The 26,146-nt window shown below is 56.6% G+C and carries 26 protein-coding genes; 19 read left to right on the forward strand and 7 right to left on the reverse strand.

The window, feature by feature from the left end:
* Positions 1 to 168: 168 nt before the first annotated feature.
* The 5 genes from prfB to lnt all read right to left on the reverse strand — a co-directional run bounded on the left by prfB (position 169) and on the right by lnt (position 4,594).
* Positions 169 to 1,306, reverse strand: a protein-coding gene (gene prfB / locus ABSG47_RS03970) for a peptide chain release factor 2 (protein WP_424166677.1) whose coding sequence is annotated in 2 segments (ribosomal slippage) — positions 169 to 1,233 and positions 1,235 to 1,306 — 1,137 coding nt in all. Because the reading frame shifts where the segments join, the coding sequence is not laid out codon by codon here.
* Between the two features lie 140 nt (positions 1,307 to 1,446).
* Complete coding sequence (locus ABSG47_RS03975) at positions 1,447 to 1,944, reverse strand: hypothetical protein (protein ID WP_424166679.1); 498 nt, start codon at positions 1,942 to 1,944, stop codon at positions 1,447 to 1,449.
* Positions 1,945 to 2,226: 282 nt separating this feature from the next.
* Positions 2,227 to 2,625, reverse strand: a complete 399-nt coding sequence (locus ABSG47_RS03980; protein WP_424166681.1) for a type II toxin-antitoxin system MqsA family antitoxin — start codon at positions 2,623 to 2,625, stop codon at positions 2,227 to 2,229.
* Positions 2,626 to 2,627: 2 nt separating this feature from the next.
* The gene (locus tag ABSG47_RS03985; protein WP_424166683.1) at positions 2,628 to 2,924 is read right to left on the reverse strand and encodes a type II toxin-antitoxin system MqsR family toxin; all 297 of its coding nucleotides are present in this window, start codon (positions 2,922 to 2,924) and stop codon (positions 2,628 to 2,630) included.
* A 20-nt stretch (positions 2,925 to 2,944) separates the two neighbouring features.
* Positions 2,945 to 4,594 (reverse strand): apolipoprotein N-acyltransferase, encoded by a 1,650-nt coding sequence (gene lnt, locus ABSG47_RS03990; protein WP_424166685.1) that lies wholly within the window; start codon positions 4,592 to 4,594, stop codon positions 2,945 to 2,947.
* 59 nt (positions 4,595 to 4,653) lie between these two features.
* Between lnt and ABSG47_RS03995 the strand changes: the two genes are divergently transcribed.
* The gene (locus ABSG47_RS03995; protein WP_269431398.1) at positions 4,654 to 4,779 is read left to right on the forward strand and encodes a hypothetical protein; all 126 of its coding nucleotides are present in this window, start codon (positions 4,654 to 4,656) and stop codon (positions 4,777 to 4,779) included.
* 164 nt (positions 4,780 to 4,943) lie between these two features.
* Positions 4,944 to 7,322, forward strand: coding sequence for an APC family permease (locus ABSG47_RS04000; RefSeq protein ID WP_424166689.1), 2,379 nt, complete (start codon positions 4,944 to 4,946; stop codon positions 7,320 to 7,322).
* 264 nt (positions 7,323 to 7,586) lie between these two features.
* Here ABSG47_RS04000 and ABSG47_RS04005 read toward each other — a convergent pair whose 3' ends face one another.
* Positions 7,587 to 9,572: a tRNA nucleotidyltransferase/poly(A) polymerase family protein gene (locus tag ABSG47_RS04005; RefSeq protein ID WP_424166691.1), complete on the reverse strand. Its 1,986-nt coding sequence runs from the start codon at positions 9,570 to 9,572 to the stop codon at positions 7,587 to 7,589.
* 332 nt (positions 9,573 to 9,904) lie between these two features.
* Between ABSG47_RS04005 and ABSG47_RS04010 the strand changes: the two genes are divergently transcribed.
* Together ABSG47_RS04010 and ABSG47_RS04015 are read left to right on the forward strand one after the other, a co-directional pair.
* Entirely contained in the window at positions 9,905 to 10,384 is a 480-nt protein-coding gene (locus ABSG47_RS04010) for a DUF6982 domain-containing protein (protein ID WP_424166694.1), read from the forward strand.
* 173 nt (positions 10,385 to 10,557) lie between these two features.
* Positions 10,558 to 11,322, forward strand: coding sequence for a cytochrome c oxidase subunit 3 (locus ABSG47_RS04015; RefSeq protein WP_424166697.1), 765 nt, complete (start codon positions 10,558 to 10,560; stop codon positions 11,320 to 11,322).
* A gap of 84 nt (positions 11,323 to 11,406) precedes the next feature.
* Here ABSG47_RS04015 and ABSG47_RS04020 read toward each other — a convergent pair whose 3' ends face one another.
* Complete coding sequence (locus ABSG47_RS04020; protein WP_424166699.1) at positions 11,407 to 11,718, reverse strand: hypothetical protein; 312 nt, start codon at positions 11,716 to 11,718, stop codon at positions 11,407 to 11,409.
* A gap of 296 nt (positions 11,719 to 12,014) precedes the next feature.
* Between ABSG47_RS04020 and ABSG47_RS04025 the strand changes: the two genes are divergently transcribed.
* From ABSG47_RS04025 to ABSG47_RS04095, 15 genes are all read left to right on the forward strand, one after another.
* A complete protein-coding gene (locus ABSG47_RS04025) occupies positions 12,015 to 12,422 on the forward strand; it encodes an NADH-quinone oxidoreductase subunit A (RefSeq protein ID WP_424166702.1) in 408 nt (135 codons plus the stop codon).
* Positions 12,422 to 12,913 carry an NADH-quinone oxidoreductase subunit C gene (locus ABSG47_RS04030; protein ID WP_424166705.1) on the forward strand — a complete coding sequence of 164 codons (492 nt, stop codon included), beginning with the start codon at positions 12,422 to 12,424 and terminating at the stop codon, positions 12,911 to 12,913. Before ABSG47_RS04025 ends, ABSG47_RS04030 begins: the two co-directional genes overlap by 1 nt.
* Positions 12,913 to 14,136, forward strand: a complete 1,224-nt coding sequence (nuoD, locus tag ABSG47_RS04035; RefSeq protein WP_424166708.1) for an NADH dehydrogenase (quinone) subunit D — start codon at positions 12,913 to 12,915, stop codon at positions 14,134 to 14,136. Before ABSG47_RS04030 ends, nuoD begins: the two co-directional genes overlap by 1 nt.
* A complete protein-coding gene (locus tag ABSG47_RS04040; RefSeq protein ID WP_424166710.1) occupies positions 14,136 to 14,456 on the forward strand; it encodes a transcriptional regulator in 321 nt (106 codons plus the stop codon). The genes nuoD and ABSG47_RS04040 overlap by 1 nt, the downstream gene beginning before the upstream one ends.
* 26 nt (positions 14,457 to 14,482) lie before the next feature.
* Positions 14,483 to 14,998, forward strand: a complete 516-nt coding sequence (locus ABSG47_RS04045; RefSeq protein ID WP_424166713.1) for an NADH-quinone oxidoreductase subunit NuoE family protein — start codon at positions 14,483 to 14,485, stop codon at positions 14,996 to 14,998.
* Positions 14,991 to 16,301, forward strand: coding sequence for an NADH-quinone oxidoreductase subunit NuoF (nuoF, locus tag ABSG47_RS04050; RefSeq protein ID WP_424166715.1), 1,311 nt, complete (start codon positions 14,991 to 14,993; stop codon positions 16,299 to 16,301). Before ABSG47_RS04045 ends, nuoF begins: the two co-directional genes overlap by 8 nt.
* 25 nt (positions 16,302 to 16,326) lie before the next feature.
* Complete coding sequence (locus ABSG47_RS04055; RefSeq protein WP_424166718.1) at positions 16,327 to 16,512, forward strand: type II toxin-antitoxin system HicA family toxin; 186 nt, start codon at positions 16,327 to 16,329, stop codon at positions 16,510 to 16,512.
* Positions 16,509 to 16,823, forward strand: a complete 315-nt coding sequence (locus ABSG47_RS04060) for a type II toxin-antitoxin system HicB family antitoxin (protein ID WP_424166720.1) — start codon at positions 16,509 to 16,511, stop codon at positions 16,821 to 16,823. Before ABSG47_RS04055 ends, ABSG47_RS04060 begins: the two co-directional genes overlap by 4 nt.
* 8 nt (positions 16,824 to 16,831) lie before the next feature.
* Complete coding sequence (locus ABSG47_RS04065; RefSeq protein ID WP_424166723.1) at positions 16,832 to 19,153, forward strand: molybdopterin-dependent oxidoreductase; 2,322 nt, start codon at positions 16,832 to 16,834, stop codon at positions 19,151 to 19,153.
* Between the two features lie 35 nt (positions 19,154 to 19,188).
* Positions 19,189 to 20,238 (forward strand): NADH-quinone oxidoreductase subunit NuoH, encoded by a 1,050-nt coding sequence (nuoH, locus tag ABSG47_RS04070; protein ID WP_424166726.1) that lies wholly within the window; start codon positions 19,189 to 19,191, stop codon positions 20,236 to 20,238.
* 139 nt (positions 20,239 to 20,377) lie between these two features.
* On the forward strand, positions 20,378 to 20,890 hold the full coding sequence (locus ABSG47_RS04075; protein ID WP_424166729.1) for an NADH-quinone oxidoreductase subunit J family protein: 513 nt from the start codon (positions 20,378 to 20,380) through the stop codon (positions 20,888 to 20,890).
* Positions 20,891 to 20,907: 17 nt separating this feature from the next.
* Positions 20,908 to 21,210 carry an NADH-quinone oxidoreductase subunit NuoK gene (gene nuoK, locus ABSG47_RS04080; protein ID WP_424166799.1) on the forward strand — a complete coding sequence of 101 codons (303 nt, stop codon included), beginning with the start codon at positions 20,908 to 20,910 and terminating at the stop codon, positions 21,208 to 21,210.
* A complete protein-coding gene (gene nuoL / locus ABSG47_RS04085) occupies positions 21,207 to 23,147 on the forward strand; it encodes an NADH-quinone oxidoreductase subunit L (protein ID WP_424166732.1) in 1,941 nt (646 codons plus the stop codon). The genes nuoK and nuoL overlap by 4 nt, the downstream gene beginning before the upstream one ends.
* Positions 23,144 to 24,688, forward strand: a complete 1,545-nt coding sequence (locus tag ABSG47_RS04090; protein WP_424166735.1) for a complex I subunit 4 family protein — start codon at positions 23,144 to 23,146, stop codon at positions 24,686 to 24,688. The genes nuoL and ABSG47_RS04090 overlap by 4 nt, the downstream gene beginning before the upstream one ends.
* The gene (locus ABSG47_RS04095; protein ID WP_424166738.1) at positions 24,685 to 26,136 is read left to right on the forward strand and encodes an NADH-quinone oxidoreductase subunit N; all 1,452 of its coding nucleotides are present in this window, start codon (positions 24,685 to 24,687) and stop codon (positions 26,134 to 26,136) included. Before ABSG47_RS04090 ends, ABSG47_RS04095 begins: the two co-directional genes overlap by 4 nt.
* Positions 26,137 to 26,146: the final 10 nt, after the last annotated feature.

Consider the following 26,146-nt stretch of genomic DNA (forward strand, 5'->3'; position numbering starts at 1 on the left):
AACAAATCCTTGATCCGATCCCACTGATCGTCCCGTAATCCATAGCGCCTTACAGTCATGACCTCAAGCTAAAATCTGCCCAGGCTCCGCGCATATAACCAATTAGATGACACGCCCTAGGGAGAAGAATGAGGCATTCATTGTGGGAATAGAGCGAACTTTCTGAAGCTATAGATCGAGATCGTCGTCCGAACCGCCGCCGTTAGCAGTCCCGCGGCGCTTGGCAAGCAGATAACCGCGCAGGAAAGGTTCGAGGTAGCCGTCGAGAACCTTATCCACATCACCCACTTCGACCTTGGTGCGGTGGTCTTTGGCAATGCGATACGGCTGCAGAACATAAGACCGAATCTGCGATCCAAAGTTGATTTCGAGCTTCGAGTCTTCTAGCTTCTTGGATTCAGCCTTCTTCTTTGCAAGCTCGAACTCATACAGGCGCGAGCGCAGCATCTTCATCGCCTTTTCGCGGTTTTTGTGCTGCGAGCGCTCGTTCTGGCATTGCACCACGATATTGGTGGGCAGGTGGGTGATGCGAACGGCAGAGTCCGTGGTATTGACGTGCTGGCCGCCTTTGCCCCCGGAGCGGTAGGTGTCGATGCGGAGGTCATCGGCCTTGATGTCGACGTGGATGGAATCGTCGATTTCCGGCGAGACATAGACGGAAGCGAAGGAGGTGTGACGGCGCTTGGCAGAATCAAATGGCGAGATGCGAACAAGACGATGAACGCCGCTCTCCCCAGCGAGCTGGCCGAAGACGTAATCGCCGGTGATCGTGAAGGTAGCGGATTTGATGCCCGCCTCTTCGCCATCCTGGTAGTCGTTCATCTCCGTTTTAAAGCCCTGCTGCTCAGCCCAGCGCAGATACATGCGGAGAAGCATTTCTGCCCAATCCTGCGATTCCGTGCCGCCCGCGCCGGGATGGACGGTGACGATGGCATTGAGCGGGTCGGCTTCGCCAGAGAGCATGGTTTTGGCTTCAAGTTCCTCCGCGAAGGTGCTTAGAGACTTGATGTCGCGCTCCAGGTCGGAGAGTACATCCTCACCTTCACGGGCTAGCTCGAAGTAAGCCTCGATATCGCCGGAGCGGCGGACAAGCTCCTCATCATGGGCAACAAGGCCTTCAAGGCGCTTGCGGTCGCGCATGATCGGCTGTGAAGCAGCGGGGTCGGACCACAGCGCCGGATTGGCTAGCTTGGTTTCTACTTCAGAGAGCTCGCGGCGGATGCGTGCAGGGTCAAAGATACTCCCGCAGGTCGCGCACCTGATCGCGCACGGGAGCATAGGCGAACTCGAGATCGTTCAACGTCATTTTTGCTCGTTTGACCTGACTTTGGTTTGGACTGTGAATCTGCGTTATCTTTACTGCCTTCCAGAATATCATTGCAGTGGATGCCGCAGGTTTCGCGCCCTGTGGTGCAGGCGAGCTCCCATCCGAAATCTTGTTCCAGCCTATCTCCTTTTTCCAAGGCTTGGTAGTCCTCCGGATAAGAACCCACTCCAATCACGTTCAACAGGCGGAGGACCAGTAGGCGGTGGATCGAAAACAACCAAGCAGTTAATTCTGTAAAAGGAGACGAAGTGTTCCCAACTAATACATGGTTTACCTGTACCGGTCTGATTCCAAGGCAACTGTTCGTTGATTGTTTCATTTGAATTGATCAATGGTATTTCAAGCCTAAGAATCTCATGGCCGAAAGAAAAACTAATCTGCTGAGTTTGTCCGGCGTAGAGTTTGTCGAGAGCGAATTGAGAGTTTGAAGAGTGCAGGCTGGCACGATGAGGAAATACGCTAACGCGAGCCCTCAGGGTGTAATCAAATCGCCAGGAAATTTTTATCTCTTCACTGAAGCAAAAAGTCTTCTTCTTTGCTTCCCAAAAATCTTTGACTCGACAATCCAGATTCAATGCTCGCTTAGAAGACCGAAATGAATAATCAATTCTTGCCATGGCACACCTCAATTACATTGTTCAGCAGTGCCATTTTGCGCTAGTCGACCCTCGAAGTCAACACATAATTTATTCATTTTAAATGACTTACACGCGCGACGCGCGCACGTACGCGTGGGGGTGGTATCTATACGCGCGCGTACGTGTATAGGCTATGGGTGGCACTCCTGTAAGCATGTATAAGCAACGCCACTACAGAGTCCGTATATGGCCCGGTATAAGCCTCGTATAAGAAGCGACAGAGCATGAGCCACTCTAATTCGATATGCGCCTTCCGCCGTACTAGGCGACCTTGATCTCCTCTAGCAAGTCGGGATGGCGGTCCAGCACTTGGAGCAGTTTGATCAGTGACAAGGGCGGTTTGGTCTTGCCGTTCTCGTACCGGGAAAAGGCATTGACGCCGCCGCCAAAGATTTCGGCTGCCTGGCGCTGGTCGAGATCGAGCTTCCTGCGTACTCTGGCAATAAACGCGGGGTCGACGATGGCGGAATTCACCTGCCGCACGAAATGCCGCATCTCATGCATTACGCGCTCGGAATCCTCCCTATCGTGAATGGATTCGCCACAAGCCGGGCAGAAATCGCCTGTCGTCTTCAAAATGGCAGTCTCGCCCTTGTAGCTAAAAGGGATGTTACGGGTATCGTGAACCAGCTCGGCCGCGCCGCAAACAGGACATTTCATAGTCATAACTCCTTGAACGAGACAATCAGCACATCGTCGATGACAGTCAGCTTCAGATACACATCGCCGGCCTCGGTCCTGGGGCGATAGACATCCTGCCAGATTCTGTGATCGGCGTAGGTGGTCATGCTCTTGTAGAAATCCCCCGGTTTAAGCGCCAACACCACGGCCAGCATCTCAGAGTACCCAAATCCCAAAGCCACGGCTCCTGCTAGCGCCGTTTGCGTGGTCCGCACCTTGCCTGCTTCGACCAGTATTTTGATTCGCAACAACGGACAATGCGGAGTGCGCTTTTCCATAAAGATACTAACCTACTTGGTTAATTTTTGCTAGCAATCTGCTGGCACAACGGTCGTCCTCCAGCCCAGGCCAAAATTCCGAGGCTCAATATGGCACACAGCCATGCAAATACGTCGCCGTGGCGTGTGTAGAAGGTGGTCTCGGAGTTAAAGCCGTACTGTGCGACGAGCGCGCCGACCGTGTGGCGCGGGATCGATTGACGGACGCGGCCGTAGGGGTCGATGACCGAGGTGACGCCTGTGTTGGTGTCGCGAAGAATCCAGCGGCGGTTCTCAATGGCGCGCATGCGGGCCATGTTCAGGTGCTGCCAGGGCGCTGATGTGTCGCCGTACCAGCCGTCGTCCGAGATGTTGACGAGGACTTCAGCTCCGTTCAGGGCGAAGTGGCGGATCTCGTCGGCGAAGACGGATTCGTAGCAGATGAAGATGCCGTAGCGATGATTCTGGCCGTTGCGATCGGTGAGTAGGAAGGTCTTGCGGTCCGTGCCGCGGGAGAAATCGCCGATCTGGGATGTGAGCTTATGGGCGAAGAAGAAGAGGTCGCGGTAGGGGACAAATTCACCGTAGGGAACGAGGTGGATTTTGTCGTAGCGGCCAATGCGTGAGCCATCGGCTGCCCAGAGCATGGCGGAATTGTAGTTGTATTCGTTGTTGCCGACCACATCGGCCCCGATGCCGCCGATGATGAGGGCGGCGTTTTTGTCTCGAGCGATGGAGGACATGGTTTGCGTGAAGCGCGAGTCGGCTTCGTAAAAAGAGAGAGACGGAGCTTCCGGCCAGACAATGAGGCCTGGCGGCGGCTGCGTGGGGCAAGCGGCACGGAATTCCGGCGCGTTGGTTTGTGGGAGTCCCGCGGTGGACGGCTGGCAGTGGTCTTTCGCGAGGCTGGCGAACTGGCTGATGTGGTCGTTCCATAACTGAGGTGAGTTCCATCGATTATCGACACTCACGTCGAGATTGGGTTGGAGGAGGATGGCAGTGGCGGTGGTATTTTCGGCAAGAGCAGGAAGCACCGGACGTAGCGAGACATTCATCCCGAGAATAACCAGAAAAATGGCGCAAAGCCGCAACCACCTACTTTTGAACGGTCGCAGGATGCCGTACGCGAGAATTGCATTCTTGCCCACAAGCAATAAAGTGATGCCACAAACACCGGTCAACGTGGCAAGCGGGGTAAAAAAGTCGTTGTCCACCTGTGAATACCCAAGCTGATCCCACGGCACGGATGTGATGCGCGCAGCGGCTAGATCGAGTGCCGTCCAAAGAAACGGCGCGGCGATGAGTGCGAGGCCTATGCTGAGCCGGCTTGCGATGAATTTGACGCCCAGCGCGAAGAGGCCGAAGTAGAGGCCGAGGACCAGTGAGTAAAGAAATAGCAACCCCACAGAGCCGGCGGGTGGAACACCGCCGTGAATCAACATGGTGTCGTAGATCCAGTAGCAGTTGCCCGCATACCAGAGGACGCCGCAGAGATAGCCGAGCAGGAACGAATGACGAAGCGGGCGCGGGGATTCGGTTGGGGCAAGGATAGCCCACAGTAGCGGGACGAGTGCGACGAAGGCGATCAGACCGCGCCAGGCCGGCATGGGCCCGGCAAGCGGAAACGGCAGTTCGAGCAGCGCCGCAGAAACAACAGCCGCAGCCCACGGCATCCATTTGGGAACTGGCATACAGGGATGAGTTTAGCGGAGTATGGCTGAGAAATTGAATTCGGAGGTAGAATGACGTCATGGCGATTGCTTTATTTGCGATGAGGGTTCTGGAAGTAATGTTCTTTGTGGGGCTGGCGGGGTCGACAATTGTGATCCTGATCAGCTTCGTCGAGGACGGCAAAGAGCTTTTTGGGAAAGATTGACGCGCGTCACCATTCTGCAACTGCCAGCGTCTAAACCCTTTCGCTTGGGCCATTGACACCCGCCCCAAACAGCCCTAGACTCTCCTAGGGCGCAAGCAATCATAAGAAATCGTTAGCGCCTACGAGATTGAAACGCGCCGGTGCAGTAGAACCGGCCCTTTGTGATGGCCTCCACTCGAACGACCGTAGCTCCTCCGCCCGACCGGGTGCGGCTGATCGTAGCATCCAGCGTGATGCTGACGTTCATTTCCTTCTGGCGCGCCGCCGCCATTGTCCTCAATGATCTTGGGTCTTCCGCGTTCTATGCAGGCGGCATCGCCGAGCATGCCGTAGGCGCTGCTGCGCCCTGGTTCATCCTGGGAATCATGTTGTTCAGCTTTGCCGTACGCGCAGTGTACGTGGAAAGCTGCTCCATGTTTACGCGCGGCGGCGTGTACCGCGTGGTGAAAGAGGCACTGGGCGGGACGTTCGCCAAGTTGAGCGTTTCAGCGCTGATGTTCGATTACATCCTCACGGGGCCGATCTCGGGGGTTTCGGCGGGACAGTACATTGTGGGCCTGATGAATGAGCTGATGCTGGTCGGCCAGAATCATCACCTGCTGCCTCAGGCGCTGATTGGCCCCAATGGCGCTCCTAACTATTTCCCTGTCAACCATACCTCAGCTGTCTTTGCGGCGATTGTCACAATTTACTACTGGTGGCAGAACACCAAGGGCATTGAGGAGTCGAGCGACAAGGCCCTGCGCGTGATGCAGATTACGACCGTGATGGTGGTGATTCTGCTGGCGTGGGGCGCGTTCTCGATTATTCAGAAGTATGTGGCGAACCCGGCGAGTATTCAGCTTCCGCCGCCGCCGACTCCGGCGCACCTGAACTTCAGCGACGATGCGCTGGGATTCCTGAAGGGCACGAGCATTCTCAAGTATATGGGAATGTTCGGCATCCTGATGGCCTTTGGGCACTCGATTCTGGCGATGAGCGGCGAAGAGAGCCTGGCGCAGGTGAATCGCGAGATTGCGCACCCGAAGCTGAAGAACCTGAAGCGCGCGGCGATTGTGATTGCGATCTACAGCCTGATTTTTACGGGCGGCGCAACGCTTCTGGCTTCCATCCTGATTCCGACGCTGGAACGAACGACCATATACAAAGACAACCTGATTGCCGGCCTGGCAATGTACATGGTGGGGCCGGAGGTTCTGCGAATCGGGTTCCGCATTTTTGTGGTGGTGGTGGGCTTCCTGATTCTTTCAGGCGCTATCAATACGTCAATGATCGGTTCGACAGGCGTGCTGATGCGCGTGGCTGAAGATGGAGTGCTGACGGACTGGTTCCGCAGGCCTCACAAGCGATTTGGCACGAGCCACCGGATTGTGAACCTGGTCTTTGCCCTGCAGATGTTCACGATTATTGTGAGCATGGGCAGCATTGACATGCTGGGTGAGGCGTATGCCTTTGGCGTAATCTGGTCATTCACTTTCAACAGCCTGGCAATGCTGGTGCTGCGTTGGAAGTATCACGGCGAGCGCGGCTGGAAGGTTCCACCGAATATCAAGATTGGTAAGACGGAAGTGCCGGTGGGGCTGATTTCAGTCTTCTTCGTGCTACTTTCGATTGCGATTGTAAACCTCTTCACGAAGTCTGTGGCTACTGTAAGCGGCATAGCCTTTGCAGCGGCCTTCTTCGTCATCTTCACTATCAGCGAGCGCATTAACAAGAAGAAACATGCGCTGGCAGAGCGCCAGATGAAGGATCATTTCCAACTGGAGCACCAGGATAAGGTGAGCCGCGATTCGGTAGGCATTCGATCGGGCGGCATTATGGTGACGATGCGGGATGCTGCGAACCCGTTTGCGTTGAAGTGGACTTTGGCAAAGCATGCGCACGACGAAAGCCAGGATGTGGTGGTATTGAACGCTCGCATCATGGCGGTGGGCGGACCGGAGTTTATTACCCCTGAAGAGCAGAATTTTACCGAATACGAACAGATGCTGTTTACCAAGGCGATCTCCGTGGCGGAGAGCTTTGGTAAGACGGTTTCCCTGCTGGTAGTACCTGCGGGCGATATTTTTGCGGCGCTGGCGCAAAGCGCCACTTCGCTTGAAATTGACTCCGTGGTTTCGGGAATCTCAAGCAAGATGACCGCAGAGGAACAGGCTTACTACCTGGGTCAGGCGTGGGAGGCGCTGCCGCAGCCCAAGCGGCAGTTCAACTTCTACGTGGTGGACGAGAAGGGCCAGTTCAAGGTCTTTTACATTGGACCTCACGCGCCAAACTTGAGCCCGGAAGATGTGCAGCTTGTGCATCGGCTATGGCTGAACATGCGGCGCGATCCGGCATTTGCGCATCTGCACCACTCCGACATTATTACCTTTGCGCTCACGCGGCTGGCGGGGCAGTATGCGCGAGACAAGGGTGAAATTCTGAACGATCTGCGGAACTGCCAGGCTTGCCCGCCCACGCCGGCAACACCGCTGGATTTGAACGGCAAGGATATGGCGGCTCTGCAGACAAAGCGCGAGCGGGAAACGCTGAAGTTGCATTAGAAACAAGGGCTGGAAAACAAAGGACGAGGAAACCGGGAGCTGAGTCTTCCGGTTTCTTTTTGGGCTCAGAAAACCCTGCAAATACACTGTTGGCAGTCGTTTGCCGTACTCCGCGTAGAATCCTAGAACATTTCTCCTCTTGCTGTAGAGCGCCCCCCGCCTGGCCGCAAAAACAAATACGCGGCCAGGCTGGGGCGTCCGAATTTTATATCTTCGGGAGAGATGCTTTAATGGGGGCGGCATTCGAACTGCGAGCCGCTGAGATCAGCGCTTTTTGGCGTGCTTTTTTACCGGCTTGGCGCTCTTGTGAGGCTTTGGCTTTACGGCTTTGGGCTTGGCGTGCGGCACGACCTTCTTCGGCTTGGCAGGCGTCACCCTTGCTGCTGCTTTTTTCAGCGGAGATTTCTTTGCCGGTGGCTTGGGAGCAGGCTTGGCCGCAGCCTTTTTGACTGGAGCTTTGACATGCGGCTTCGATGCCGGCTTCGGCTGAACCTTTTTTACGGGAGGCGCAGGCTTGGCAACTATAGCCGGGGCCTTTACCGGTGCGGGAGCCGGCTTTGCTGCCTTAACGGGAGCTTTCACCGGGGCTTCCGACTTTATTGGGGCGTGCGATGGCACTTTCTCGGCTTTGGCCGGAGCTGGAGTAGGAGCCGGGGCGGGTTTTTCCGGCGTGGTAGCTGGTTTGGCTGCTTTGGGAGCGGGAGCAGATTTGCCGCGCTTGACGGGAGGAGCCGGTTCGTCTTCTTCTTCCTCTTCCTCGTCTTCGTGATCGTGGCCGAGTTCTTCTTCGCCTTCGCCGGTCGGATCAGTCCTCGACAGGCCTAGACCAACCTCATCCTCGCCACCCATATCGTCCAGATCATCGTCAGAGGATCTGTGGCCAGTATCCTCCTCCTCGTCCTCTTCAAACTCCCGGGAACGTGCCTCAGCGGCTTTACGTCCGCGGGGACGCTTGATGGTGACGGGCGGCGGCGGCGGCGGCGGGGAGTGCGGCTCAAGATATGACTTGAGATCCTCTGGAGTGGTCAGCTTGCCGTCAATCAGTTGAAGGAAGATGGCGTGCAGAAGATCGTTGTAACCAGGCAGCTCCGGACGGATGCGCATCTCCTGCAGCAAGGCAAAGGGAATCTGCTTGCGGGTCTCAGGCCAGACCTTGAGGAACTGGTTGTAATGCTCCTTGACGACCGCATCCTTGCTGGTAAATCCAAGCCAGAGAATGGCTTCCGGGTCATAGCTGGTGAAGAGCCTGTAGGCCGCCGAAGGGGTTTTATTTTCCTTTGCAAGCAGCACTTTGGAAAAGGCCGCGGCGGCCGCATCCAGCCCATTCCACTCTTCCACGAAACCGGGACGCAGGAGCACCTTCTTGAGCGCGGCGAGGTCCTTGGGTTGAAGCTTGGCCGTGAGCAGCTGCATCTGCGCGGCGGACATGTCGGCATGGACGCCCAGCATCAGTAACTCGACGCGCAGGTCATGCAAAGCATGAAGCCTTGCGGCGTCCACCTTGGCATGCGTCCATTGCGGAAAGAGGACCTGCATCCAGCCTTCTGCTTCAAATGCTTCAAGCACCTTCAGGCCGTCGTCTTCGTGACCGATTTGCTCCAGTTCGCGGCTGCGGGCCAGCTTGGAAAGGTATTCGATGGCGCCGTCGGCCCTGGCGTTTTCATAACGCTGCTGGGTGCGGGGATCGAGCTCCCAGCCAAGGCGAACCTTGAACCGCGTGGCTCGAATGAGCAGCGAAGGATCTTCAATAAAACCGTAATTGGAGACCAGGCGGAGCAGGCGAGCCTCGATGTCGGCAGCGCCATTGAGGGGATCCATCAACAGGCCGTACGAGCCCTCATTAAGGGAGATGGCCATGGCGTTGACGGTAAAGTCGCGGCGGCGCAAGTCATCCTGAATGTTAGCGGCGCAATAAATGGGATGGCCGAGTTTGGGGTATTCGACGCGGTGCGTGCTGACGAGATCGACGCGGACGGTGCCCGGAAAACAGAGATACAGGGTCCGGGTGGCCTCATCTTCACCCCAGATTTTGGCGCCAGACTTCTCTATTCTTTTCTTTAACTTGAGTGAATTTCCTTGAACTGCCACTTCAAGGTCACGCACGGCATGGCCGCTGGTCAGATCACGGACGGCGTCGCCGGTTAGGAAGAGGATCAGTTCAGCTTCCCGGGCAATTTCCCGGAGAGAACGCAGCGCATGTTGCTGGTCAGCGGAAAGCCGGTTTTCCAGCAGGTAGACATAATCGGGCATCGAAGATTCCTGTTTTTGCTCCAAGTGCCTGATAGGCTTACTCTTACGCCTCGCATGGCACACATTACAAAGCTGTACATTAACACAACGGGCTGGGCTTGGCTAGTTATCTTTTGCACCAAGATGGGTGAAGGAAGGGACAAGGGAAGAGGGATAAGGGACAAGTTGGGGCAATTGGCTTCAGCTGGTTTTGTTGATTCTGCGAGAAGCTGAAAAGAAGAGAACTGCTTCTGGCTTGCTCGTGGCGGTTTTGGTCCCTTGTCCCTCTTCACTTGTTCCTTCGCGCTTTCTGCATGCGACAATCCTGACGAGTGCCTTCCCAACGCAAACCGGTGATTGTACGCAGGTTCGCCCGCGATTGGTTTGCGGGGTATGCTCCTGCGGGCTTTATTTCTGGGACGGAGGAGATGGAAATTCTGGACCCTGGCGGGAAGATTCTGCGGTTTGCGTGGGAGTCGGTGAAATGGGTCTGCTATGTGCGCGATCTGCCGGGCGGAGCTACTGCCAGCGACCCCAACCCTGAGCGGCTGCTGCACAAGCGGTTCACTGTACGGCCCCGGGCGGCTGGGCTGTGGCTCCGGATAGGGCTGACGGATGGTGATGAGCTGGAGGGGCTTGCGGCTAACGATCGTGGCCTGATTGATGGCGCCGGTTTATTGCTGACGCCTCCGGATCAGCGATCGAACACGCAGCGGGTTTATGTTCCCCGCTCCGCGATTGCGACGCTGGAGGTGGTGAGCCTGATTGGAGCCGGAAAGCGTGGACGACGTGAGCCGCAGCCGGAGCTGTTTCCTGAGGACAGTGATTCGTGATTCGCTGCTAGTGGTTAGTACTGTAAAGCTGGTGTCGCGATCACGATTATCGGCGACTGAAAAGCCCGCGTTGTGGGAAATGCATCCAATGGAATTGCAGAGACGGCCATTCCATGCGAAGATTCATGCGTCAAAACCTTGTGCGGTTTCGCCGCCTCAACTGAGGCCCAGCCATGCCAGTTACCTTCACTCGTACACCGCCGGAGATTGAACGGAAGGAGCCAGGAATCGGCGGGAAACCGCCTGTAGACCGGCGGCCCACCGGCGGCGGAGGTGGCGGAGGCGACGATGACTGGCACGGGCCGCGAGGCAGCGCCCGCGACCGGCTGCACCGCTTCCGCTTCTTTGTTTTCTTTGGACTGTCCGCGGACATGATGGCGTTTGCTGTGCTGGTGGTCTTCTTCTTTGCCAGGCAGACCAGCAGGCACCTGGACCCGCGCAGCTTCGAGATGATTGGAGACTGGCGACCGATTTTTCTGCCCCCGATTGTCTACCTCAACACCGCGGTGCTGGTGCTGAGCAGCCTGACGATGGAGATGGCGCGGCGTGGGATTTTTCATGAGATGGACGCGCTGGAGGAGTGGTTTGGGCTGGGCAAGCCGGCTGTGAAGCGGGCGCGTCCGTGGCTGGCGGCAACGCTGATTCTGGGCGCGCTGTTTGTGGCCGGGCAGATGGAGGCCTGGCGGCAGCTTACGGCTGAGGGCTTTGCGTTTGACCGGTGGGCCACTCCGGCGAGCTATTTTTTCTACCTGATTACCGGGCTGCACGCGCTGCACCTGCTTCTTGGCGTGGTGTTTGTCGCGTTTTGCCTGTGCGCGCTGAGCCTTTTGAAACAGGTGCAGGTACGGCAGATTGCCGTGGACGCGACGGCCTGGTACTGGCACACGATGGGGCTGGCGTGGCTGCTGCTGCTGGGTGTGCTGGCGGCGGGACAGTAAAGAAAAGACAGGGGTCAGGGATCAGGGGTCAGTTCTTTACGGCTCTGGGGGCACTTTCTGATCTCTGACAACTGATCTCCGGTTTCAATTCCAGAGACGGCGAAGAAGATTCACGCAGCGCTGTTCGAGAGTGGGAATCTCAGGGCAGGCTGTGTAGATGCTGCGGTTGGCGGCCATGAGAAGCTGCATGGCCTGAACCTCACCATCACTGCCTTTGAGCTGGCCGCCGTGATGGACGTACTCATCGGCGAGATACTCGATGGCGTGGGCCAGGATCTCAAGGGCGCGGCCGGAATCAGGGTCGATGCGGCGACGGCGGCCTGCGTGGAGGGGAAGAGCCGACGCAGCAGATTCGGCGGCCTGGAGCAGGAAGCTGGAAGTGGTGGTCGCGGCCATGATGAGATTCTCCTCATTCAGCTCTTCGACTGAACAGGATTTTTCTTCATATAACCAAAGTACTGTTCCGTTGTGAAAACGCATCGCGCATGTGAGCCAGGATGGGAAATTCACGGTGCGTTCATAACGGGAATGAAGTGTGAGCAGGATTGAATTGAGATGTTGTGTCGGCAATGATTGCCTTGACGTATGGAGCCTGAAAACCTAATCTCAGATCAGGACCTTATTCGCACAGGAACTCCGACTCTCTTTCCTGTGACAACCGACTTTAACCCTATCTTTTCCGGGCGGATGCGATGAATCCCATTCCTTATCCCTGGCAATATCTGCCGCTGTTGATGCAGATTGTGGTCGCGTTCGGGCTGGGCACGAGCATGATTGTGGGCTCGTGGTTTATTGGCCGGCATCGCAATTCGAAAACCAAGCTCGCCGCTTACGAGTGCGGCGTGGAAGCTGTGGGCGACGCGCGCGGGCGCTTCAGCGTGCGCTTTTACATGGTGGCGATGCTGTTCATCCTGTTCGACGTGGAAGCTGTATTTATGATGCCGTGGGCGGTGATTTACAGAAAGCTGCCCGCCATTACCGGCTCTCGGTTCTTCGGCTTCTGGGAGATGATCGTTTACCTGGGTTTTGTGGCCGTGGGAATCTTCTATATCGTTCGCAAAGGCATCCTTGACTGGAGCCTGGACAAGGCGGACCTTTAATGACCGCTGTTAAAACGACGCTGTTGGGCACGTCCGCCGTGCGCGAAGCACTTCCGGAGCATCCGGCGGTGAAAGCGTTGGGCGAGTTGATTACCGATGCCAAGTTTGATCGCGGAGAACTGACGCTGACGGTTGCGAGCGACAATATCGTTCCTGCGTTAAAGGCCGTGCAGGCTGCTGGTTACAACGCATTTCAGGATATGACGGCGGTGGACTGGTATCCTTCGACGCCGCGATTTCAGTTGAGCTATCACATTCAGTCGCACTCGCTGAAGGAAGTGGTGCGGTTGCGCGTGCTGGTGGATGAGGCTGACGCTTCGGTGGAATCGATCACGCACGTTTGGCCGGGCGCGAACTATTATGAGCGCGAGGTCTTTGACCTCTTCGGCATTCGTTTTGAGAACCACCCGAATCTGCGGCGTATTTTGATGCCGGACGACTGGGTGGGACATCCGCTGCGCAAGGACTATCCGGTGGAGGGGTATCGCTAATGGCGGATTTCGACGTAGGTACGCCGATCCTGGAAGCTCCTGTTGCCGAGGGTTCAAGCGATCAGCACATGGTGCTGAATATGGGCCCGCAGCATCCTTCGACACATGGCGTGTTGAGGCTGGTGCTGGAGATTGATGGCGAGATTGTTGTAAGGCTGTATCCCGAAATCGGCTACCTGCATACGGGCATTGAGAAGACCTGCGAGGCGAAGTTTTATCAGCAGGTGGTTCCGATGACGGATCGCGTGGACTACCTGGGGCCGCTGGCGAACAACCTTTGTTACTGTTTGGCCGTTGAGAAACTGCTGGAGCTGGAGATTCCGGAGAAGGCGCAGTGGATTCGCGTACTGCTGACGGAACTGACGCGCATCAATTCGCACCTGATCTGGCTGGGCACGCATGCGATGGATATTGGCGCGCTGACGGTATTTCTGTATACCTTCCGCGAGCGTGAAGATATTCTGCGCATCTTTGAGATGGTGGCCGGTCAGCGCATGATGACCAGCTACTTTCGCATTGGCGGGCTGGCGATGGAGCCGCCGCTGGGAATGTATGAGCGGATTCGCGGATTTATTAAAACCTTCCCCGAAAAAATTGATGAGTACTCGAATCTGCTGACGGGCAATCCGATTTTTATCAACCGGCTGAAGAATATCGGGCACCTCTCTAAGGAAGATGCGATTGCGCTGGCGGTAACGGGACCTGTGGCGCGTGCTTCAGGGATTGATGTGGACCTGCGGCGCGACATGCCGTACTCAAGCTACGAGAAGTTTCAGTTCAATGTGCCGGTGTCGGACGGCTGCGATGTTTGGGCGCGTTATATTGTGCGGCTGGAAGAGATGCGCGAGAGCGTGAAGATCATCCACCAGGCGCTTGACGGCATGCCTGAGGGCCATTACAAGGCCAATGCGCCAAAGATTGTGCTGCCGGATCGCGAGGTAATGAAGACGCAGATGGAAGCGTTGATTCATCACTTCAAGATTGTGACTGAGGGCTTTGCGGTTCCGGCGGGTGAGGTGTATCAGCAGATTGAATCGGGGCACGGGCAGATGGGGTATTACGTGGTTTCCGATGGCACGGCCAAGCCGTATCGCGTGCATATGCGGTATCCGGGATTTGCCTCATTGCAGGCGCTGGAAACGATGTGCAAGGGACGGATGCTGGCGGACGTGGTGGCGGTAATTGGCTCGATTGATATTGTGCTGGGGGAGATTGATCGCTAGTGGCGGTCACTGACCACAGCGAGCAGTTGTATGTGGAACTTTGGGTATCGCTCGCTTCCCTGCTTCGCAGTTACACCGCGGCGCATGGGCTGAAGGGAAACCGGCAGGCTACGGTGGAACTAGGCGAGGAGCAGATTACGGTTCGGCATGGCGACAAGTGGATGGATCTGAAGCGCAGCGGAGCGGAAGTACACTGGCAGCGCGAAGATGGGCAGAGCGGAATGCTGGAATTGACCGAGGCTGGGCAGCTTAAGAGCGCGGCGGGTGAGGAAGAGATGGATTTGGCAGCGGAAAGCTGGGCACGGGAGTTGATGCAATGAGCCCGAATGGTTCAAATACGGAGACAATGTCCATCTTTTCGCCTGCACTTTCGGCGCGCTTTGACACGCTTGTGGCCAAGTATCCTGTGAAGCGCTCGGCGCTGATTCCCATGCTGCTGTATGCGCAGGACGAGGTTGGGTATCTCTCCGATGCCGTGATTGCGGAAGTGGCGGAGCGCATTGGGATCACGCAGCTCGATGTTCGCAATGTGGCTACGTATTACTCGATGCTGCGATTCAAGCCTGCGGGCAAATTCAACATCCAGGTTTGCACGAATATCAGCTGCATGCTGCGCGGGGCGTATGAATTGTATGAGCGGTTTCAGGACGAGCTGCACATTGGACACAAGGGAGTTACGCCGGATGGTGTCTTCTCGCTCGAAGAGGTGGAGTGCATTGGGGTCTGCTGCTGGGCGCCTGCGATCCAGGTGAACTATGCGTTTCATGATGAGCTGACTCCGAACGATGTGCCGAAGATTCTTGCTGAATATAAGGGCAAAGCTGGAAACTCAGGAGCGAACGGGAGCGTGAAGAATGCCTAGGCTGGTCTCGCATCCCGATGAAGTGAAGATTGTGACAAAGCGCTTTGGTATGGGCGCGGCGAATATCGATAAGTACATCGAGCTGGGCGGGTACGATTCGCTGAAGAAGTGCATTGCCGAAGGGCCGGAGTGGGTCATTAATGAGATGAAGTCCTCGGGCCTGCGCGGGCGCGGTGGTGCGGGCTTTCCGACGGGGCTGAAGTGGTCGTTTGTTCCCAAGCAGTCTGCCAAGCCGAAGTATGTTCTGGTGAACGGCGATGAGAGCGAGCCGGGCACATGTAAGGACCATCTGATTTTTCTGTACGATCCGCATGCGGTGATTGAAGGCACGATGATTGCGGGTCTTGCGATTGGTGCAAAGACTGGTTTTATCTATCTGCGCGGCGAGTATCGTTATCTGCTGGAGATCATGGAGAAGGCCGTTGCCGATGCCTATGAGAAGGGCATCCTGGGCAAGAATGTTCTCGGCTCGGACTTTGAGTTCAATGTAATTACGCAGAGTGGTGCGGGCGCTTATGAGGTTGGCGAAGAGTCGGCGCTGATGGAGTCGCTTGAGGGCAAGCGTGGTGTGCCGCGTATCAAGCCGCCCTTCCCTGCTGTGGTTGGTTTGTATGGTGGGCCAACTGTAATCAATAACGCCGAGACGATTGCTTCTGTTCCGCATGTGATCAGCATGGGTGGACCGGCATATGCGGCAGTGGGCTCGGAGCGCAATGGTGGAACGCGCTTGTTTGGATTGAGCGGGCATGTGGAGCGGCCCGGCATCTATGAGCTGCCGATGGGCTACAACCTGAAGAAGATGATCTATGAGGTTGGCGGCGGCGTGCGCGGCGGGCGCAAGCTGAAGGCGGTTGTGCCGGGAGGATCTTCGACTCCGGTTCTGCTGCCGGAAGAGATTGAAAATCTTGGCATGGATTTCGACCAGGTGGGCAAGGCCGGTTCGATGCTTGGCTCTGGTGGAGTTGTGGTCATTGACGATCAGACTTGCATCGTGGAGTTTGCGCTGCGAACGATCAGCTTCTATGCACATGAGAGCTGCGGATGGTGTATTCCGTGCCGCGAAGGAACGGACTGGCTGAAGAAGTCGCTGACGCGTTTTCATGCGGGATTTGGCACGGAAAAGGACATCGATAACATTCAATATCTTGCCGAAAACATGATGGGGCGTACGTTCTGTCCGTTGGGCGATGCGGCTGCAATGCCGACGCTCGGATTTGTGAAGAAGTTCCGCAAGGAGTTTGAGGATCATTTGAACGGGAAGCCTTGCCCGTTTGCGAAGCATGTTGAACTGGCTGTGGTGTAAGTGGATTTCATGATAGGAAACCTAATTGAAAGCACGGGAAATTATCCGGATTCTTGAAGAGGACGGCTGGAAACTGGCACGGCAGAAGGGTAGCCATATGCAATTTCATCATTCAGAGAAAAAGGGCACGGTGACTGTTCCATTTCACGGCTCGAAGGACCTATCCAAAGGGGACGTTGCAAGTATCCTCAAGCAAGCAGGGTTGAAATGACGAAAACCTATCTGGTCGTTTTTGCGAAGTGCAAGGGCAGCAACTTCTCCGGCCATTCCCCTGACGTGCTCGGGTGTATTTCGACGGGAGATACGCTGGATGAGATGAGGACACAGATGCGCGAGGCACTGGAGTTTCATCTAGAAGGCATGGTCGAAGAAGGCGAAGCCGTTCCCGATGCACTGACGACAAAAATCGAGTTCCAGCCAGAAGACTTTGAGGATGTGGAATATTTTGTCGTGGAGAAGCTCGACGTGACGCTCCCGGACCAGCAACAAGCCGCCGAACCGCCTGCGCATCAAGCAGCTTAAGGATACGAATGGCTGACGTAACGTTCACAGTCGATGGAAAGAAGCTGATAGCTCCCGCGGGGACGCTGCTGATCGACGCCTGCCGCAAGGCCGGCATTGAGATTCCGGCTTTCTGTTATTACCCAGGGTTGAGCCTGCAGGCCGCATGCCGCATGTGCGTGGTGCGCCAGGAAAAGGTTCCCAAGCTGCAGACGGCTTGCACTACGACGGTGGCTGAGGGACAGGTTTTTGTTACGGAGTCGCCGGAGATTGCGCAGGCGCGCAAGGCTACGATTCAGCTGCTGCTTGGGAATCATCCGCTGGACTGCCCGGTGTGCGATGCGGGCGGCGAGTGCGAGTTGCAGGACATGACGTTCAAGTACGGCGCGGGTGAGAGCCTGTATGTCGAGGCCAAGCAGCATCGCGAGGAGCAGAAGTGGTCCCCTGCTGTTTATTTCGACAGACCGCGCTGCATTCTCTGCTACCGCTGCGTGCGTATGTGCGGCGAGGGCATGGATGTGTGGGCGCTTGGTATTCAGAACCGCGGCGTGAGTGCGGTGATTGCGCCGAATGGCGGCGATCATCTGGATTGCGAGCAGTGCGGCATGTGCATTGATGCATGCCCGGTGGGTGCGTTGACTTCGGGCTCATACCGTTACAAGACGCGGCCTTGGGAGATGAATCACATTTCAACCGTCTGCACGCATTGCGGCGATGGATGCAAGGTGACGCTGGGCGTAAAGCAGTCGAATGACGGCACGGAGATTGTGCGCGCGGATAACCGCGACAAGAGCGGCATCAATGGCGATTTTCTTTGCGCCAAGGGACGGTTTGGATTTGATTTTGTCGAGTCTACGGAGCGTTTGACCAAGCCGATGGTTCGCAATGCGGCGGGCAAGCTGGAGCCTACGACGTGGGAGCATGCGCTGCGTGTGGCTGGGACGAAGCTGAAGGAAGTCCGCGATGCGAAGGGTGGAGATGCGATTGGTGTGATCGGCTCCAACTACAGCACAAATGAAGAGAACTATCTGCTGCAGAAGTTTGCGCGCACGGTTCTGGGCACGAACAATATTGATCACGATCGCACCACCGATTATGTGAGCTTTGTGCAGGCACTGGCCGGGCATGAGGGCAAGATTGCCACACTGCGCGAGACGGCAACGGCTCCAGCAGTTCTGCTGATTGGTGGCAACCCGACGGAGGAGCATCCACTGCTGGCGTGGAATCTTCGCACCAATGTGCGGCTCAATCATGCGCGGCTGTATGTTGTGAATCACGAGACGATCAAGCTGGAGCGGCAGGCGAAGGCCTCGCAGGGTGTTCCGCCGAATGGCTACAAGGATGTGACGGCGCTGCTGGATCAGCAGCAGAGCGAGTTTGCCAAGGCTGTGATGGCGGAGGAGTCGCTGCTGGTTATCTTCGGGCAGGAGTTCCGGGGCGCGCAGTTGAAGTCTCTAGTCGCCTGGGGATTGAATCGCGGGAATGTGCGTTTTGCCTATCTGGGCGATCATGCTAACTCACGCGGTGCAGCGGACATGGGCATGCTGCCGGATCTGCTTCCTGGCTATGTACCTGTTAGCGAGGCCGGGTCCTTTGCGGCTGAGTACCCCAGATTGCCAACAAAGGTTGGCAAGTCGCAATCGGAAATCTTTGATGCGGCTCGACAGGGCAAGCTTGGTGCGCTGCTTGTTGTCGGCGCTAACCCTGCGAAGAGGGCTGGCGTTGATCCTGCAAACCTGAATGGCGCGTTTGTGATCGTGTTTGATCTGTTTACGACGGAGACTACGGCGCTGGCAGATGTTGTCTTCCCTGCAGCGAGCCTGTATGAGAAGACCGGCACGGTTACGAATACTTTTGGTGATGTGCAGCTGGTGAAGAAGGCTGCGGATATTGCAGGGACGAAGCCCGATTTTGAAATTCTGGTTCGACTGGCCGGCAGTATGGGCGTGGACGTGAAGAGTCTTGTTCCCTTTGGCAAGGGCGGCGCGGTTGGAGACTTTGGTCAGTCGCGCGGAGCGCAGTCGGGTGAGGCCGACCGGCACGCTGTGTGGCTTACTGCGAATGGTCTTGAGCCAAAGGTCAGCCCGTTTGACCCGCTGGCTGTGCTGGATGAGATCGAGCGGCTGGTGCCTGCATACAAGCTTGACCGGCTGAATCTTTTTGCCGGGAATGATGTTTCCACTGAGCCGGGCTTTGTGCCGGTTTCTGCGATTACGACGAACGGCGGAGACCTGATTGCGCCTGCGCATGATGGGTTATTCACCTCCGGTGAGCTTGGCAGACATAGCACGTACCTGAGCGAATTGAATCAATATGAATCCCGCGAGCTGGCTGAGACCGCAGCGGACTGAACCAAACGTTTTTGAGGACGAAAGGCTGAAGTCAAGTGACGATCTGGTGGTTTGTTCTTTGGAGCATTCTTAAGGTACTGGTAGTCACGGTGGTGCTGTTGACCGCCGTGGCGTACACGGTGCTTCTGGAGCGCAAGGTCGTCGGCCGCATCCAGAACCGCTGGGGGCCCAGCCGCGTTGGGCCCTTTGGTCTGCTGCAGCCGCTGGTGGACGGTGCAAAGCTCTTCCTGAAGGAAGACCTGATACCCACAAATGTCTACAAGCCGCTGTATCTTTTGGCTCCGGTTCTTGCACTTGGCTGCGCGCTGATCTCGATTGCCGTCGTTCCATTCGGCAACCCGGAGATTGCGCCGCAGGGCTTTCACATATTTCAGATTTCAGACGTCAACATTGGCTTGCTCGTCGTTCTCGGGATCACTTCGATTGGCGTATACGGTATTGCGCTGGCTGGATGGTCGTCGAACAACAAGTATTCGCTGATGGGTTCGCTGCGCTCTTCGGCCCAGCTCATCAGCTATGAGCTGGCACTGGGGTTGTCGCTTGTCGGCGTGGTGATGCTGGCCGGATCGCTTAACCTGCGCGTGATTGTGGAGAGCCAGGCTGCTCACGGGATTCTCTCGTGGAATATGTTTGGTGGATTCCAGTTTGTTGCGTTCTTCATTTATCTAATGGCAGCGTATGCGGAGACCAACCGCGCGCCCTTCGACCTGCCGGAAGCGGAAAGCGAACTGACTGCCGGCTATCACACGGAATACAGCTCGATGAAGTTTGCCACCTTCTTCATGGCCGAGTACGCGAACATGATTACGGTGAGTTGCTTGGCCACGCTGATGTTTTTTGGTGGATGGACCAGCCCTTTCGGGAATCTGATCGGACCATTTGAAAACCAGATTCTCAATGCAGTGCTGCCCCTCTTCTGGTTTGTCATCAAGGTTTTCTTCTTCCTGTTTCTCTACATCTGGGTGCGTGGCACGCTGCCTCGCTTCCGTTACGACCAACTGATGAACTTCGGGTGGCGCTATCTGCTGCCGCTTGCAATTTTGAACATTGTGGGAACAAGCCTCTGGCTTGCGTTGAAGCAATAGCGTTGCGTGCGAAGGATGCGTTTTTGGCGCGTAATGCTCATTTACAATCGGAGAGAACTTTTACTGCGACGAAGTTACTTCGCTGCCTCTCTTCCTCGACCGGCTCAATCTTGGAGCCGCTGCATGATGCGATGGAACGATGCACCTGATTCTCTTTCTTGTTTTTGCCGGATTGTGTTTGGCGGGAGCACTCAATCTCCTGCTCCAGAAGCATCCCATTAACAGCGCGCTCTCGCTGGTGGTGGTGATGACTTCACTGGCGGTGCTGTATCTGCTGCTCGGCGCGGAGTTTCTGGCCGCGGCGCAGATTATTGTCTATGCCGGCGCCATCATGGTGCTCTTTACTTTTGTCATCATGCTGCTCAACGCAGGCCGCGAAGAGCGCACGCTTGGAAGCAAGGCAGCGATTGCGCTCGGCTTCCCTGCCGTGGCTGCGATTCTTGCCGTGATTGCAACCGTGATTCTTAAAGCGGAGGGCCTCGGTTCGGTTTCGCTCAGCGATGGCATCACCAGTACAGAGGAGTTGAGCCGCGTGCTCTTTCACGAGCTGCTGTTGCCCTTTGAAGTCACATCCGTGCTCATCCTCGTCGCCATCCTTGGCGCAGTCTCGCTGGCGCGCAAGGGGCACGGAGATCAGGAGGCCGGCAAGTGAACCAGATATCGCTTTCTGTGGTCCCTTTATCGTGGTACCTGCTGCTGAGCGCGACGCTTTTCTCTCTGGGAATTGTAGGGTTTCTGGTTCGGCGCAATCTGATCACCATCTTCATGTCGATTGAGCTCATGCTCAACGGCGTGAATCTCTCCTTTGTCACCTTTGCGCATCAGTGGCACCTGGTGAAGGGACAGATCTTCGTTTTCTTTGTGATGGTGGTTGCCGCGGCGGAGGCTGCCGTGGGCCTGGCCATCATTATTGCTATCTTCCGCGCTCGCGCCACGCTGGCCGTCGACAGAATCGACCTGATGAAACTATGAACGGACCAATGCTATTTTTACCGCTTATTCCGCTGCTGCCTTTCGCGGGCTTCCTGCTGAACGGGCTCTTTGGCAGCCGCCTGCCCAAGGCACTGGTCACGGTGATCGCGCTTCTGGCGCCGCTGGGATCTTTGGCGATCGTCGCGCATGCGGCTTATTTGCTCTGGTCCGGCGCAATTGCGTTTCCGGTTATTGAGCACGGCGCGCCAACATGGATCAGTGTCGGCTCACTTCACATCGATTTCGGCTTCGTGCTCGATCAGCTTTCGTTGACGATGCTATGCATCATCACCGGCGTAGGTTTTCTCATCCATATCTATTCCGCCGGTTATATGGCACATGAGAAAGGCTACTGGCGCTACTTCGCTTACCTGAACCTGTTCCTGTTCTTCATGATCGTTCTTGTTCTGGCCGGCAATGCACTGCTGATGTTCGTCGGCTGGGAGGGCGTGGGCCTGGCTTCATACCTTCTTATCGGCTTCTGGTTTCAGAAGACATCCGCAGCGGACGCGGGCAAGAAGGCATTCGTCGTTAACCGCATTGGCGACTTCGGCTTCCTCATTGGCATGTTTCTGCTCCTTGCCAACTTTGGCACGCTGACCTTCAGCGAGATTGCAGCGAAGATTGCTGAAAACCCCGGGTGGACCGGCGGCGTGTTGACATGCATCGCCATTTGCCTCTTCATTGGCGCTGCGGGCAAGAGCGCGCAGATTCCGCTGTATGTCTGGCTGCCGGATGCGATGGAAGGTCCGACGCCGGTCTCCGCGCTGATTCACGCGGCAACCATGGTCACTGCGGGTGTGTATATGATTGCCCGCTCGCACGCCATCTTTGATCGCTCGCCGGTTGCGCTCAGCGTTGTGGCCATCATCGGCGCGGCTACGGCGCTCTTTGCGGCGACGATGGGACTGGTTCAGACGGATATCAAACGCGTGTTGGCCTACTCCACCATCTCGCAGCTTGGTTATATGTTTCTTGGCTGCGGCGTGATGGCGTATTCAGCAGGCGTCTTCCACCTGATGACGCACGCCTTCTTCAAAGCGCTGCTCTTTCTTGCAGCGGGCTCGGTGATTCACGGTATTGGTGGCGAGCAGGACTTGCGCAAGATGGGCGGACTAAGGAAGAAGCTGCCTGTTACCTTCTGGACGATGACTGCGGGAGTTTTTGCGATTGCTGGCGCGCCGTTTCTATCGGCCTTTTACTCGAAGGACGCGATTCTCTACGCGGCATTTCAGCAGGGGACGCTGGGAAAAGTGCTGTCGGCGGTTGGGCTCTTCACTGCGCTGCTGACTTCGTTCTATATGTTCCGGCTCTGGTATCTTGCATTTTTTGGCAAGCAGCGAGCTCCGGAGCTGCATCCGCATGAGAGCCCCTGGTCAATGCTGGGGCCGCTGGTGATTCTCGCGCTGCTCTCGATTGGCGGCGGCTGGATTGGCATGGAGAAGTTCGGCGCGTGGCTTGCGCCGGTGGTTGGCTCTCGTGCTGTCGAAGCATCCGGCGGAATACCTGAGTGGGCATTCAGCGTAATTGCGGTTTCAATGGGACTGATTGGCTGGCTCATCGCGCATGTCATGTACAAGCCCGGTTCGAAGGCGATTGAGAATATCAATGCCAAGCCGACGGGTTTCGCCAGCATTCTTGAACACAAGTATTACGTTGATGAAATTTACAACACGCTCATCGTGAAGCCGCTGTTGATGATTTCACGCTTCCTGCTTGAGTGGGTCGTTGAGTTCGCCATCATCGGCGGCATCGTATGGCTGCTTGGGGGCATTGCGCTGCTGAGCGGAGCGATTCTGCAGAAGTGGCAGTCGGGCAATCTGCGCTCGTATGCTGCATGGCTTGCAGCGGGTGCGGCTGCGCTATTGCTGTTTGCGCTGTTGCCTTATTACCTCAGCGCGCATGGAATTGACATTAAATGGGCGGGGTGGAAATGAACGCAATCGACAACTACATCCTCACGCTCATTCTGCTTGTGCCGCTTGCCGGCGCGCTGCTCATTGCGCTTTTGCCGGAGCGAGGCAAGCTTTCAGCGGGGATCGCGCTGCTCACTGCGCTTGTGAGCTTTGGCCTGACGCTGCATCTGCCTGCGCATTTTCTGGCGGGTCAGCCGGGCTTCCAGTTTGAAGTGAGTCAGCCGTGGATCTCGAACCCCGCTATCAACTATCACGTGGGCATTGACGGCCTGAGCCTTTGGCTTGTGGTGCTGACGGGCCTGCTTGCGCCCGTCGGCGTGCTGGCAAGCTGGAATGTCATCCAGACGCGCAGCAAGATTTTTTATGCGCTCTTTCTGGTGCAGCAGACGGCGATGTTCGGCGTCTTTGTCGCGCTGGATCTGATGCTTTACTACGGCTTCTGGGAGCTTTCGCTTGTGCCAATGGCGATCTTGATTGCCATGTATGGCCGCAAGGAAGGTCCAAAGGCTGCGACAAAATTCTTTCTCTTTACCTTTATTCCTTCTGCACCGCTGCTTGTCGCCATTCTGTGGCTCTATGCGAAGACCGGGACCTTTAATTTCGCGGAGTTGCAATCCGCCATCGCGGGCGGCGCGCTGCCTGCAAACGGACTTTTCTGGGTTGCGCTGGCATTCCTCTTTGCATTTGCGGTCAAGGTGCCGATCTTTCCGCTGCACGGGTGGCTGGCGGATGCATTCAGCGAAGCGCCGGTTGCGTTGGCCATGGTTATCGCGGGCAAGCTTGGCCTTTACTCCATGCTGCGCTTCCATGTGGCGCTCTTCCCTGCTCAGGCAAAATATATTGCGCCGGTTCTGATTGCGCTCACTGTCATCGGCATTTTGTATGGCGCGTGCCTTGCACTGGTGCAGCGCGATTTCTGGCGGCTCATCGCGTTTGGAACTGTCGGCCACTTCAGCCTTACTACGCTCGGCATCTATGGGCTTACGCTTACCGGCCGCACCGGCGCTGTATACCAGACGCTGAACCAAGGCGTGATGGAAGGCGCACTTTTTGTGCTGCTTGGCGTGATTTATTCCCGGTATGAATCCAGCCAGATTGCCGCATTCGGCGGCGTGGCGGCCAAGTTGCCGCGCACGGCTGTTTTCTTCGTGATCACCTCGCTCGCCATGGTAGGCCTGCCTATGCTGAATGGCTTTGTCGGCGAGTTCCTGATTCTTTCGAGCACCTTTATCGGCGTCAGTCAGGGCTGGGCCACCGCGGCTACCGTCAGCGTGATTCTTGGCGCGGCGTACACGCTGTGGCTCGTGCAGCGTGTGTTTTATGGACCGGAGAGCGCGCTCGCTACGGAAAAGCCAGCTGAGGATCTGCGCTGGAATGAGTGGGTCGTCCTTGCGCCGCTTGCCTTTCTAATGTTGGTGATGGGACTGGCGCCTGGACTCTGGCTACCAACGATTGAAAGTACTATGAAGCTCGCTCCGACTCAGCAGACATCGTCCTCGCAGCGAATCCCATTGCCACAACTCGCCGTGACGTTCCATGACAGCAAGGAGGCCGCGCGATGAACACTGACCTGCTACGTATTCTTCCGGAAGTTGTCCTTGTGGTGGCCGGCATTCTCGTCATGCTCATCGATGCAGCTCTGCCTCCACGCGCACAGCGGCGCGGGCTGATATGGGTTGCTGCTCCGGGAACGATGCTCGCGCTCTGGGTCAGCCTGATTCAACTTCGTCTTGATCCCGGAACAGCTTTCTTTGGTGCGGTGGAGACAAGCCCATTTACGATCTTCTTTCATGTGCTGATCTGCGGCATTGTGCTTGTTGCGCTGCTGCTGGCTTATGACACTCTGCCCCGTGACAGCCACCATCAGGGCGAGTTCTATGCGCTGGTTCTCTTTGGCGCGTCCGGCATGTGCTTACTTACAGGCGCAGTGGAGCTGCTGGTTGTCTTCATCGCACTCGAAATCTCGTCCATCTCCACTTACATTCTTGCGGGCTACCGCAAGCACACGGGTAAAGGGCCGGAAGCGGCTATCAAATACTTCCTGCTGGGCTCTTTTGCTACGGGATTTCTGCTTTACGGCATTGCACTGCTTTTCGGCGCAACAGGCACCACGCAGATTTACGAAATCGCACGCAAGGCTGCATCCGCGCAGAATCACACGTTCATCGTGCTGGCGCTGATGCTGATGCTGGTCGGCATCTTGTTCAAGGTCTCTGCAGCGCCCTTCCATGTGTGGACGCCGGATGTATACGAAGGCGCGCCTTCGCCTGTGGTTGCGCTGCTCTCCACCGCTCCCAAGGCAGCCGCTTTTGCGCTGCTGCTGCGTGTGCTGTATGAGATGCTGCCCGATCTGCGGTCGCTGTGGATGCCGCTGCTATGGGTTGTTGCTGCAGCGTCCATGACGATTGGCAACCTGGCTGCGCTGCGCCAGCAGAATGTGAAGCGCATGCTGGCTTACTCGTCCATTGCGCATGCGGGTTATCTGCTTGCGGCCTTTGCCGGGCTTGCCAGCAACGGAATTGCCGCGGCGGCTTTCTACATTGCTGCTTACGCGGCCATGAATGTCGGTATCTTCGCGGTGGTCACGCTGATCAGCGGCTATGACGAACACCTGCCGCTGGTGGCGGACTTCCGCGGCGTGATGTATCGCTCACCGCTGCTTGGATCACTGCTGATCTTCTTCCTGATTTCGCTCATCGGAATTCCGTTTACCGGCGGCTTCTTTGGAAAGTTTTATTCCTTCTCTGCCGCCGTGGGTGGCGGCGCGGTGATACTGGCGATCATTGGCCTTTTGAACTCCGGCGTGGCGGCGGCATATTATCTGCGGCTTGCTGTGACCGTTGCGCAGAAGCCAGAAAACGGAATGAGTCAGGCCGCTCTGCCGGTGCCGCAGATTGGCGTGGCTGTTGGCGCTGCTCTGCTTTTCACTGTCGGAGCTACGCTGTGGCTTGGCATTGCGCCGGAGCCGATTCTGCGCGCTGCCGAAAACGCGGCACACGCGCTGCAATAAGCAGGATTCA

This window comes from Occallatibacter sp. (genome assembly GCF_049510455.1).
In the GTDB taxonomy this organism is placed as follows: Bacteria; Acidobacteriota; Terriglobia; order Terriglobales; family Acidobacteriaceae; genus Telmatobacter.

Bases quoted from the DNA above. Each gene is read 5' to 3' on its own strand.
- ABSG47_RS03975 (WP_424166679.1), bottom strand. From the start codon at position 1,944: ATGGCAAGAATTGATTATTCATTTCGGTCTTCTAAGCGAGCATTGAAT.
- ABSG47_RS03980 (WP_424166681.1), bottom strand. From the start codon at position 2,625: ATGAAATGTCCTGTTTGCGGCGCGGCCGAGCTGGTTCACGATACCCGT.
- ABSG47_RS03985 (WP_424166683.1), bottom strand. From the start codon at position 2,924: ATGGAAAAGCGCACTCCGCATTGTCCGTTGTTGCGAATCAAAATACTG.
- lnt (WP_424166685.1), bottom strand. From the start codon at position 4,594: ATGCCAGTTCCCAAATGGATGCCGTGGGCTGCGGCTGTTGTTTCTGCG.
- ABSG47_RS03995 (WP_269431398.1), top strand. From the start codon at position 4,654: ATGGCGATTGCTTTATTTGCGATGAGGGTTCTGGAAGTAATGTTCTTT.
- ABSG47_RS04000 (WP_424166689.1), top strand. From the start codon at position 4,944: ATGGCCTCCACTCGAACGACCGTAGCTCCTCCGCCCGACCGGGTGCGG.
- ABSG47_RS04005 (WP_424166691.1), bottom strand. From the start codon at position 9,572: ATGCCCGATTATGTCTACCTGCTGGAAAACCGGCTTTCCGCTGACCAG.
- ABSG47_RS04015 (WP_424166697.1), top strand. From the start codon at position 10,558: ATGCCAGTTACCTTCACTCGTACACCGCCGGAGATTGAACGGAAGGAG.
- ABSG47_RS04020 (WP_424166699.1), bottom strand. From the start codon at position 11,718: ATGGCCGCGACCACCACTTCCAGCTTCCTGCTCCAGGCCGCCGAATCT.
- ABSG47_RS04025 (WP_424166702.1), top strand. From the start codon at position 12,015: ATGAATCCCATTCCTTATCCCTGGCAATATCTGCCGCTGTTGATGCAG.
- ABSG47_RS04030 (WP_424166705.1), top strand. From the start codon at position 12,422: ATGACCGCTGTTAAAACGACGCTGTTGGGCACGTCCGCCGTGCGCGAA.
- nuoD (WP_424166708.1), top strand. From the start codon at position 12,913: ATGGCGGATTTCGACGTAGGTACGCCGATCCTGGAAGCTCCTGTTGCC.
- ABSG47_RS04045 (WP_424166713.1), top strand. From the start codon at position 14,483: ATGTCCATCTTTTCGCCTGCACTTTCGGCGCGCTTTGACACGCTTGTG.
- nuoF (WP_424166715.1), top strand. From the start codon at position 14,991: ATGCCTAGGCTGGTCTCGCATCCCGATGAAGTGAAGATTGTGACAAAG.
- ABSG47_RS04060 (WP_424166720.1), top strand. From the start codon at position 16,509: ATGACGAAAACCTATCTGGTCGTTTTTGCGAAGTGCAAGGGCAGCAAC.
- ABSG47_RS04065 (WP_424166723.1), top strand. From the start codon at position 16,832: ATGGCTGACGTAACGTTCACAGTCGATGGAAAGAAGCTGATAGCTCCC.
- ABSG47_RS04075 (WP_424166729.1), top strand. From the start codon at position 20,378: ATGCACCTGATTCTCTTTCTTGTTTTTGCCGGATTGTGTTTGGCGGGA.
- nuoL (WP_424166732.1), top strand. From the start codon at position 21,207: ATGAACGGACCAATGCTATTTTTACCGCTTATTCCGCTGCTGCCTTTC.
- ABSG47_RS04090 (WP_424166735.1), top strand. From the start codon at position 23,144: ATGAACGCAATCGACAACTACATCCTCACGCTCATTCTGCTTGTGCCG.
- ABSG47_RS04095 (WP_424166738.1), top strand. From the start codon at position 24,685: ATGAACACTGACCTGCTACGTATTCTTCCGGAAGTTGTCCTTGTGGTG.